General features: G+C 57.5%; 4 protein-coding genes. All 4 read right to left on the bottom strand.

Annotated features, from left to right (window positions below; genetic code table 11):
• A partial coding sequence (locus KK078_RS29915) for a hypothetical protein (RefSeq protein WP_254094632.1) occupies positions 1 to 1,245 on the bottom strand: 1,245 nt, incomplete at its 3' end.
• Between the two features lie 20 nt (positions 1,246 to 1,265).
• Positions 1,266 to 2,855 carry a tetratricopeptide repeat protein gene (locus KK078_RS29920; RefSeq protein ID WP_254094634.1) on the bottom strand — a complete coding sequence of 530 codons (1,590 nt, stop codon included), beginning with the start codon at positions 2,853 to 2,855 and terminating at the stop codon, positions 1,266 to 1,268.
• 9 nt (positions 2,856 to 2,864) lie between these two features.
• Positions 2,865 to 3,791 carry a PorP/SprF family type IX secretion system membrane protein gene (locus KK078_RS29925; protein ID WP_262898840.1) on the bottom strand — a complete coding sequence of 309 codons (927 nt, stop codon included), beginning with the start codon at positions 3,789 to 3,791 and terminating at the stop codon, positions 2,865 to 2,867.
• 1 nt (position 3,792) lies between these two features.
• Positions 3,793 to 9,897, bottom strand: coding sequence for an HYR domain-containing protein (locus KK078_RS29930; RefSeq protein WP_254094638.1), 6,105 nt, complete (start codon positions 9,895 to 9,897; stop codon positions 3,793 to 3,795).
• Positions 9,898 to 9,913 lie beyond the last annotated feature (16 nt).

Here is a 9,913-nt window from a genome sequence, read left to right on the forward strand (position 1 = left end):
ATCGAAAATGAGAAAGAGTTGCCTGCGGAAAGCTTCCTGCTCTTGCAAGCGCTTCGCTTCGCTTTCGGAAAGCTTGCTTTCCAGTTGCTGGAAGTCGAAGTATTTCTCCTTCAGCGTGTTGATGATTTGCCGGTAGTCGCTCAGGTTCTTATAAAAGCGACTTTCGTTTTCGGCCAGCAGCTGTTCCAACGCCAGCAGGTCACTGGAGACCATAGCCCGTGTATTTTCATCGAGGCTGGTAAAGCCTTTTTGCAACTTTTGCTCGATGATACGGATCTTTTCATCGAATTCCGTACGCTGTGTTTGCAAGCCCTGGCCCTCGGCCTGCGCCTGCTTCAACAGGTTCCGGATGTCTTCGCGCACAAACGACGAATCGGAGATCCTACCCATGAAGACATTGTGGTTGCGGCGCACCGAATCTTCGAGCTGTGTCACCAACTGTTTGAACTTGTCGTCCAGCCGGGCTCTCGTGGCGGCGTCCATGTTTTTCATGGATACGTTCTTGAAGATCGCGTAGAATACGGTGAGCGATTGAATCGAGTCGAGGTGGTTGAGATCGAAGTTCCTGAAGTACTCTTTGCCGGTCACCGGGTTTGCCGCAGCGGCGGAGTTCTCCCGGGCGTCTGCCGCGGGTGTTTGCTCCACAGCGGCCACGGGTTTGACAAGCTCCACGGTGAGCGTAGCTTCGGCGTTGGTCTGCTGGAAGCCGATCACGTCGTAGCCTTTTACGCTGAATTGATCGGGGCCATCGATCTTTTCGTCGAGTGCGATCGGCAGGTCCAGTGTACCGTTGGGGGCGCTGGTATAGTGGGCCGTCTTCTTTCCCCGGAATGTTACAGACGCGCTGGCCACCGGGCCGGTGTTCCGGTCTCTCACCGTAAGGTGCACCACCTGGTAGTCTTTTTTGCGCACCACGATCTCGAGAACGCTTTTGCTCAGGTTCCAGGCGGCCGGCTCGAGCTGTTCATTTTTTATTTTGAGGGTTTTTATCGGCAGCTCTGTTTCCAGCAATTCGGTGAACACTTCGCCTTTGTCGCCTGTGGAGATAAAGCTCTTGCCATTAATGGAAACCTCTACATTCTTCAGGGGCTTCAAGCGCTCGTCGAATGTCCGTACCTGGATCAAGTGCCTTACCTGTGCCGTGGCGGGCGCATGGGCCAGCAGGGCGGCAGCCAGCATGGCGATGCTATACAGCCGGAGTCCGGCCTTATATACCGTGCAGTGGATTGTTGCGTGTCCTTTCATATCATCCCGATCTCTATGTCTTAAAAAGTGTCTTTTACAAATACAATTTCGTGGGCGCTGATCTGCCGTTGGTGTTTGGGTATTTCCAGTACAACAACGCTTTCCTTGCCGTCGTCTGTTACCACCCGGATCATATATTCACTAAAGTATGGTACGATCACCGAAAAGTTGCCTTTGCCGTCGGTCGTGCTTTCGTATACGGTGGTGTTCCGCAGCTTATCGATCAGGTACACCCGTGTATGGGTCAGCAACGTCAGCGCCGACGAGTCGCTCCAGGCGTGCTCTTTCATCTTCACTACGCCGGCGATGTTCACTGGGTACGTCTGGATGTCCATCTCCACTTCGTACAGATCGTCGTTGTAGCCGCCGTTCTTCCGGTTGGACGAAAAGTAGCCGTGCGCGTCGAGCGAATCGACCACCAGGCCGAAGTCGTCGTAGCTGGTGTTGATCGGATAGCCGGCGTTGCGCGGTTCACTGTAACCTTCGGCGGTGATGGCGGTCTCAAAGATGTCGAGGCCGCCCATTCCGGGGTGACCGTTGGAGGCGAAGTATAGGGTGCGGTTTTGATGGAGGAACGGGAACGCTTCGTCGTAAGGCGTGTTCACCGTTTCGCCGAGGTTTTGGGGCTGCGTCCACGTATTGTCTACAAGGGTGGACTTATACAGATCTTTACCGCCCACGCCGCCCCCCATATCGGACGAAAAGTAAAGCACCTTACCGTCTTCGCTGATGGTGGGATCGCTGAAGGAGTGATGCCGGCTATTGTACGGAAAGGGCATGGTCTCCGTCCACTCGCCGTTTTTCCATTCGGCAAAAAAGAGCTGCAGGCTTCGCCGGCCGCTGTTGCCGGTTTCACGCGCCGATGCCACGAATACCATTTTTTGTTCTTTATCGTAAAAGGCCACCGGCCCGGCGTTGAGCCTCGACGCCAGTGCTTTGCTGAAAGGCACCGCCTTGTCGTATTGATGACCGTTTTTATCATCGCCGGAAAGTACACGGGCGGAATAGAGCTTATAGAAGGGCGCGTTTATCGAGGCGTTTACTTTTTCGACCAGCCCGGCCTCTTTCCGGTTCGACATAAACACGATCCTGCTCCCGTATGGCACGGCACAAAGCTCGCCGTACCCGGTATTCAGCGAAAGCGGATGTACGGAAATATGCGCGGAGTCTTCGTACAGGTACCGGATGTTGCTCAGGCGCCATACTTTGCGCATGGCCAGTGCGTCGTCTTGTTTGTTGGCGAGGTGTTTTTGATAATACTCGATGGCGGTTTTATAGTTGCCCGTGGCCGCCTGTACTTCGGCATATGAATACATATCACTCCACGGCAACGACCGCTTTTCCTGCAGGTAACGGTCGTAATAAAAAACAGACTGGGTATATTCTTTCAAAGAATAGTAACACCGGGCCACGCGCAACCGTACGTCCGGATCGCGCCGGGTTGCTTCCTTATACAATTTCAGGGCGTTCAGATAATCCTTGTCCCGGTAGTATTTGTCGCCCAGGTTCACGTTGTTCCTGAACAACCCGAAAACCGTCTGCTGGCCATGCGCCACCGTTACGGCGACATGCAAGAGGAGCGGCAGCAATATGTTTCCGGGTTTGATCATGCGTGCAGGTTATCTCGGGGAGGCCACTTTGGTTTCCACGAACTTAAAAAGATACTGCACCATCAGCTCGTGCGAGCCATTCGCCAGCCGGGCCACGCTGCCGATGGCGTGATCGTACGAATACCCGACCTGGAACTGGGGCGTGATCTGGGCCTTCAAAAGAAAGTCGACCGATTCCTCCTTGCGGTACGATAGGCCGAGCGTGAGCACTTTGCGGTAGATCATGTTGATGTTTATATCGTAGGAGAGGGGCAAGCCGGGAAAATATTTTAGCAGGATGGAAGGCTCGTATTCCAGGCTCTCATTTTGGGTGATCCTGTATTTGGAGAACAGGAAGTAATTGGTCCGGCTCAGACGCACCGAAAGCGTGTCCAGATCGATCGTTTCCGGCAGAAGCTGGGGGGCCGACAACCCGACGTGCAGCCGTGGGCTCCTGTAGTACGCGCCGGCGCCGAAATCAAAAAAGGTCTCCGATACGTTGGCGTACAGCCGCGGGTCGTTGGTTACACCGCCGATCAGTGAAGCATAGTCCGAACGGGTGTTGTATATACCGACCTGTACGCCCAGGGAGAGGAACGAGTGCTTACCGGTTTGAAGGTGGTAGGCGTAGTTGGTCAGCGCGCTCAGGTTTTTGTGTACACCGTATTGATCGTTCACCAGGGTTGCACCCAATCCGAAATGTTTTTTTCTGAACAGGGTATGGCCGGTGAGCGTTTGCGTAGTGGGGGCGTTGTCGATACCGTTCCACTGGGCGCGGTGAACGAACGTAAGGCTCAGGGCTTCATCGGCACCGGCATAGGCGGGATTGATCACCAGGTTGTTGAACATATACTGGCTGAACTGCACCTTTTGTTGCGCCAGGCTGGAGTGGAATGTCAGCAGCATCGTTGTGAAGAATGCGGCAAGTAAAAAAAGATCTCGTGTCGCTTTCCCCATACTATCGCAGCAATTCAAAAAATCCGCTCTTCTTCAGGTGTTTTTCGAGGAAGTCCACTTCGATGACGTAGTAATATGTTCCTGAGGGCACTTGTACACCGTTCGAATTCACACCGTTCCAGGCTATGGTCGTGTTGTTGTATCCGCTGGCCTGGTAGATCACGCTTCCCCAGCGGTCGAGAATGAATACCCTGTTCCGGTTGAATTTTTCGATGCGGGCAATGACCCACTCGTCATTTTTTCCGTCGCCGTCGGGGGTCACTACCCGGGTCACTTCGATGTCCAGGTCTTCATACGATACGATCACGTTGAAGGTACACGTCACCGTGGCGCCGGCGTCGTTCGCGGCGGTGTACGTTACCGGCGTGGAGCCTACCGGGAATATATCGCCGGGTTGATGCGAGCCCATCAGGATCAGCGGACCGCATCGTGTAGAAGCGGTTGGCGGTTCCCACGTTACGGCGATCTCTCCGGATTCGCCCGCTTTCGCCAGAACATCGGCCGGGCAACCGGCGATCAACGGCACTTCGCCATTGCGCACCTTTATGTTGAAACGGCAAACCGAAGCATTGCCGTGAATATCGGTCGCGGTATATACCACTTCGGTGATGCCCGTGTCAAATCGGGCTCCGGGCTGATGGGTGCTGGTTATACCGACCACACTGCAATTATCGATGGCTGAAGGGGGTGTCCACGTCACGATGGCGCCGCATGCGTTGTCGGAGGCTACCGCGATGTCGCCCGGGCAGTTTAAAAACTTCGGAGCGGCGTCGTCGTTCACGGTAATGGTAAACGAGCATGTGGCGCGGTTCCCGGAAATATCGGTGGCGGTATACGTAACGATCGTAGTCCCTACGGCAAAAAGATCGCCCGGTGCATGTGTGGCGGACAGGTTGACGATTCCCGCGCAGTTGTCGCTGGCTGTGGGCGGTGTCCAACGTACGGATGCGCCACACTCTGTATCGCTGGCGGCGGCGGTGATGTTGCCGGGGCAATTGGCGAATACCGGTGCGACTGCGTCGCGGGCAATTACGTCGAAAGAACAGGTCGTCACGTTGCCCGCGTCATCCGTGGCGGTATAGATCACGGTAGTGGTGCCCGTCGGGAAGGCGTCGCCGGGGGTATGCGTGCTGGTAAGCGTTACCAGGCAGTTATCGGTTGCTACCGGCGGTGTCCACGTAGCGATGGCCTGGCAGGTGGCATCGGTGGTTACGTTAACGCCGGCCGGACATCCGGTAATGACGGGCGCCGTGTTGTCGTTGACGGTTACCGTAAACGAGCACGTGGCCGAATTTCCGGCTGCATCCTGCGCGGTATATATCACGGTGGTGGTAGTGCCCGCCGGGAACTGGTCGCCGGGTTGGAAGTTGCCGGTTACCGCAGGCGTTGCCGTGCAGTTGTCGCTGGCCACCGGCACGGTCCACGATGGTGTTGCAGCGCATGAAGAAGGATCGGCCGTCACCACGATGTTGGTCGGACAAGCCGTAAACACCGGATCAGCGTCGTCGGTCACCGTAATGGTGAAGGAACAGGTTTCGGTGTTGCCGCCGGTATCGGTGGCGGTATACGTAACGGTATGAATACCGGGAGCAAATGTCGATCCGGGTATGTGGGTTGTGGTTATGGTTATGGTGGGAGATGCATCGCAGTTGTCGCTCGCGGTGGGTGGTGTCCAGTTCACTACTGCGTCGCACGCAGTGGTTCGGGTGAACACATTCATGTCGGCGGGGCAACCGGCGAACACGGGCCTGGTCAGGTCTTTCACGGTCACGGTAAACGAGCAGGTTTCTTTGTTACCGGCCGCATCCGTTGCTTCATAGGTAACGGTATGCACCCCCAGGGTAAATGTCGCGCCCGGATTGCCGGTGCTGGTCACAACCGGCGAGGGATCGCAGTTGTCGGTCACACCCGGGGGCGTCCAGTTCACGATGGCGTTGCAGGAACCGGCGCCGGCGGGCACGCTGATGTTCACCGGGCAATTGGTGAATACCGGCCGGGTACCGTCGGTCACGGTGACGGTGAACGAACAGGTCTCTTTATTGCCGGCCGCATCGGTGGCCTCGTAGGTGACGGTATGCACGCCTAACGCAAACGTTGCTCCGGGGCTGTGTGTGCCGATCATCACCGGTGCGGCATCGCAATTATCGGTAACGGCCGGCGGCGCCCAATGTACCACGGCGTCGCAGGTGGCGGGGTTGGTGGTTACGCTGATATCGGTCGGACAGTCGGTGAATACGGGCTTGGTGCCATCGGTCACCGTCACGGTAAACGAACAGGTCTCTTTGTTGCCGGCGGCATCGGTTGCTTCATAGGCGACGGTATGTACGCCTAACGTAAATGTTGCGCCGGGCGCGTGGGTTGTCGTCACGACGGGCATGGCGCCGCAGTTGTCGGTTACAGCGGGCGGCGTCCAGCTCACGGGGGTGTCACAGGTTGCTGAAAGGGTCGTTACGCTGATGTTCGCCGGGCAGTTGGTGAATACAGGGTCGGTGCCATCGGTCACCGTCACGGTAAACGAACAGGTCTCTTTGTTGCCGGCCGCGTCGGCGGCTTCATACGTAACGGTGTGCACACCCGATGTGAAGGTCGATCCCGGCAAGTGGGTCGTAGTCACGACGGGCGATGGATCGCAGTTGTCGGTCACGGTCGGCGGGACCCAATTTGCGATGGCATCGCAGGTGGTTGGGCTGGTGGCCACGTTGATGTTGGCAGGGCAATTGGCAAACACCGGCTTTGTAGCGTCTGTCACGGTGACTGTGAACGAGCAGGTTTCTTTGTTACCCGCCGCGTCGGTTGCTTCGTAGGTCACCGTGTGCGCACCTGACGTGAAGGTTGAGCCCGGTGCGTTTGTGGTCGTTACGATAGGTGCGATGTCGCAGTTGTCCGTTACGATGGGGGGTGCCCAGCTCACAACGGCATTGCACGACGCAGCATTCGTGGTTGCATGGATGTCGGCGGGGCAATTGGTGAACACGGGCTTGGTGCCATCGGTCACCGTCACGGTGAAGGAACAGCTTTCTTTGTTGCCGCTGGCATCGGTTGCTTCGTAAGTCACGGTGTGCACGCCTGGCGTGAACGCCGAGCCGGGTGTGTTGCTGACCGTCACTACGGGGGCGGCATCACAGTTGTCGGTCACGGTGGGCGGTGCCCAGTTTACCACAGCATCGCACGTTGTGGCATTTGTGGTCACCGCGATGTCGGTGGGGCAATTGGTCAATACAGGTTTTGTGTCGTCGGTCACGGTGACGGTGAACGAACACGTCTCCTTGTTCCCGGCCGCATCGGTCGCTTCGTAGGTTACCGTGTGTATACCTAACGTGAATGTTGCGCCCGGGATGTTCGTAGTGGTTACGACCGGCGCGGCGTCACAGTTGTCGGTCACCGAGGGCGGTGTCCAGGTCACCACGGCGTTGCATGTCGCCGGGTTGGTGGTTATGCTGATGTCGGCCGGACAGTTGGCGAATACAGGCTTGGTGCCGTCGGTCACGGTGATGGTGAACGAACATGTTTCTTTGTTACCGGCGGCGTCGGTTGCTTCGTAGGTCACCGTGTGCACGCCCCGCGTGAATGTTGAACCCGGTGTGGTTGTCGTCGTCACGACCGGCGAAGCATCGCAGTTGTCGCTCACGGCGGGCGGTGTCCAACTCACCGTGGCATCGCAGGTTGCAGCGGTGGTAGCGACCTGGATATTGGCCGGACAATTGGTGAACACCGGCTTGGCGGCATCTGCCACGGTTACCGTGAACGAGCAGGTTTCTTTGTTGCCGGCCGCATCGGTGGCTTCGTACGTCACGGTATGTACGCCCAGGGCAAACGTTGAACCGGGCGTGCTGGTGGTCGTTACCACGGGCGTGGCATCACAGTTGTCGGTCACGGTGGGCGCCGTCCAGGTTACAACGGCATGACAGGTGGTTGGGCTCGTCGTTACGTTGATGTTCGCCGGGCAGTCGGTAAACATCGGCTTCGTGGCATCCGTCACCGTTATAGTGAACGAACAGGTTTCCTTATTGCCGGCGGCATCCGTCGCTTCGTATGTCACCGTGTGTATGCCCTGCGTGAACGTCGATCCAGGCAAGTGAGTTGTGGTCACCGCGGGCGATCCATCACAATTATCGGTCACGGTGGGCGGCATCCAGCTCACCGCGGCGCTGCATGTAAGCGGATTGGTGTTGACAGCGATGTTGGCCGGGCAATTACTGAACACAGGTTTGGTTGCATCGGTGACGGTGATGGTGAACGAGCAGGTCTCCTTGTTGCCGGCGGCATCCGTCGCTTCGTATGTCACGGTGTGTACGCCTGGCGTGAATGCCGAGCCGGGGGTGTTGCTGGCCGTCACCAGGAGCGCGGCATCACAGTTGTCGGTCACGGTGGGCGGCACCCAGGTTACTACTGCATCGCATGATGTTGGGTTGGTTGTCACATGGATGTTGGCGGGGCAGCCGGCAAACACCGGTTGCGTGTTGTCGGTAACGGTTATGGTGAACGAACAGGTTTCTTTGTTGCCGGCCGCATCGGTGGCCTCGTAGGTCACGGTGTGTACGCCTATTGTAAAAGCTGATCCAGGCGTTTGGGTTGTGGTCACTACCGGCGATCCATCACAATTATCGCTGACGGTCGGTGGCGTCCAGCTTACCACCGCCTCGCAGGTAGCAGGATGGGTCGGTATACTGATGTTCGCCGGGCAGTTGGTGAACACCGGTTTGGTGACATCGGTGACGGTTACCGTGAACGAGCAGGTTTCCTTATTGCCGGCGGCATCGGTTGCTTCATACGTGACGGTATGCACGCCCCGTGTGAAGGTTGACCCGGGAGCGTTGGTGGTGATCACGACGGGCGATGCATCACAATTATCGGTGGCGACCGGCGGCGTCCAGTTCACCACCGCATCGCAGGCGGCAGGATTGGTGGGTATACTGATGTTCGCCGGGCAACTGGTGAACACCGGTTTGGTGCCATCGGTAACGGTGATGGTGAACGAACATGTTTCTTTGTTGCCGCTGGCGTCGGTCGCTTCATAGATAACGGTGTGTATACCCAGGGCAAACGTCGATCCCGGTGCGTTGGTCGCGGTCACAACCGGCGCAGCGTCGCAGTTGTCGGTCACGGTGGGCGGCGTCCAGTTTACAAGCGCATTGCAGGTTGCCGGATCGGTCGTCACGTTAATAGCAGCCGGACAGCCGGTAAACGCCGGCTTCGTAGCATCGGTTACCGTTACGGTGAACGAACAGGTCTCTTTGTTGCCGGCGGCATCCGTCGCTTCGTAGGTGACGGTGTGTATACCCTGCGTGAATGTCGATCCGGGGGTGTTGGTCGTCGTTATGACCGGCGATGCATCGCAGTTGTCGGTTACCGTCGGCGGGGTCCAGTTGACGATGGCGTTGCACGTGGCCGGATCGGTATTCACCTGGATGTTTGCCGGGCAGCCTGCGAACACCGGCTTGGTATCGTCTGTTACGGTCACTGTGAACGAACAGGTTTCCTTGTTACCGGCAGCATCCGTGGCTTCGTATGTGATAGTATGTATGCCGGGGGCGAATGTTGATCCGGGGGTGTTGGTTGTCGTTGTCGTCGGCGATGCGTCGCAGTTGTCGGTGACGGTGGGCGGTGTCCAGCTCACCACCGTGTTGCACGTGGCCGGGTTGGCCGATACGGCGATGCTGGCCGGACAGTTGGTGAACACGGGCTTTATATTGTCTGTGACCGTCACGGTAAAAGAACAGGTTTCTTTGTTGCCGGCCGCATCGGTGGCTTCGTAGGTCACTGTATTGATCCCTAACCCAAATGTTGCGCCGGGGCTGGCCGTACTGGTCACGCTGAGCGGCCCGCCGCAGTTGTCATTGGCGGTAGGCGGTGTCCAGGTTGCCGTCGCGGTACAGGCCGCGGTGGCGGGTACGCTGACGTTGGCAGGGCAGTTGGAGAATACGGGCCTGGTAGCATCGACCACCGTTACGGTAAAGGAGCATGTGCTTTGATTCCCCTTTGTGTCCCTGGCGGTATAGGTTATCGTATGCGGACCCAGCGAAAGCGTGGCGCCGGGGTTGGTATTGCTGTTGATCTGGGGCGAGGCGTCGCAGTTGTCGGTGGCGGTGGGTGGCGTCCAGGTCACTACGGCGGTGCACGAC

The sequence above is a fragment of the Dawidia soli genome (genome assembly GCF_018598185.1).
Classification (GTDB): domain Bacteria; phylum Bacteroidota; class Bacteroidia; order Cytophagales; family Cyclobacteriaceae; genus Ohtaekwangia; species Ohtaekwangia soli.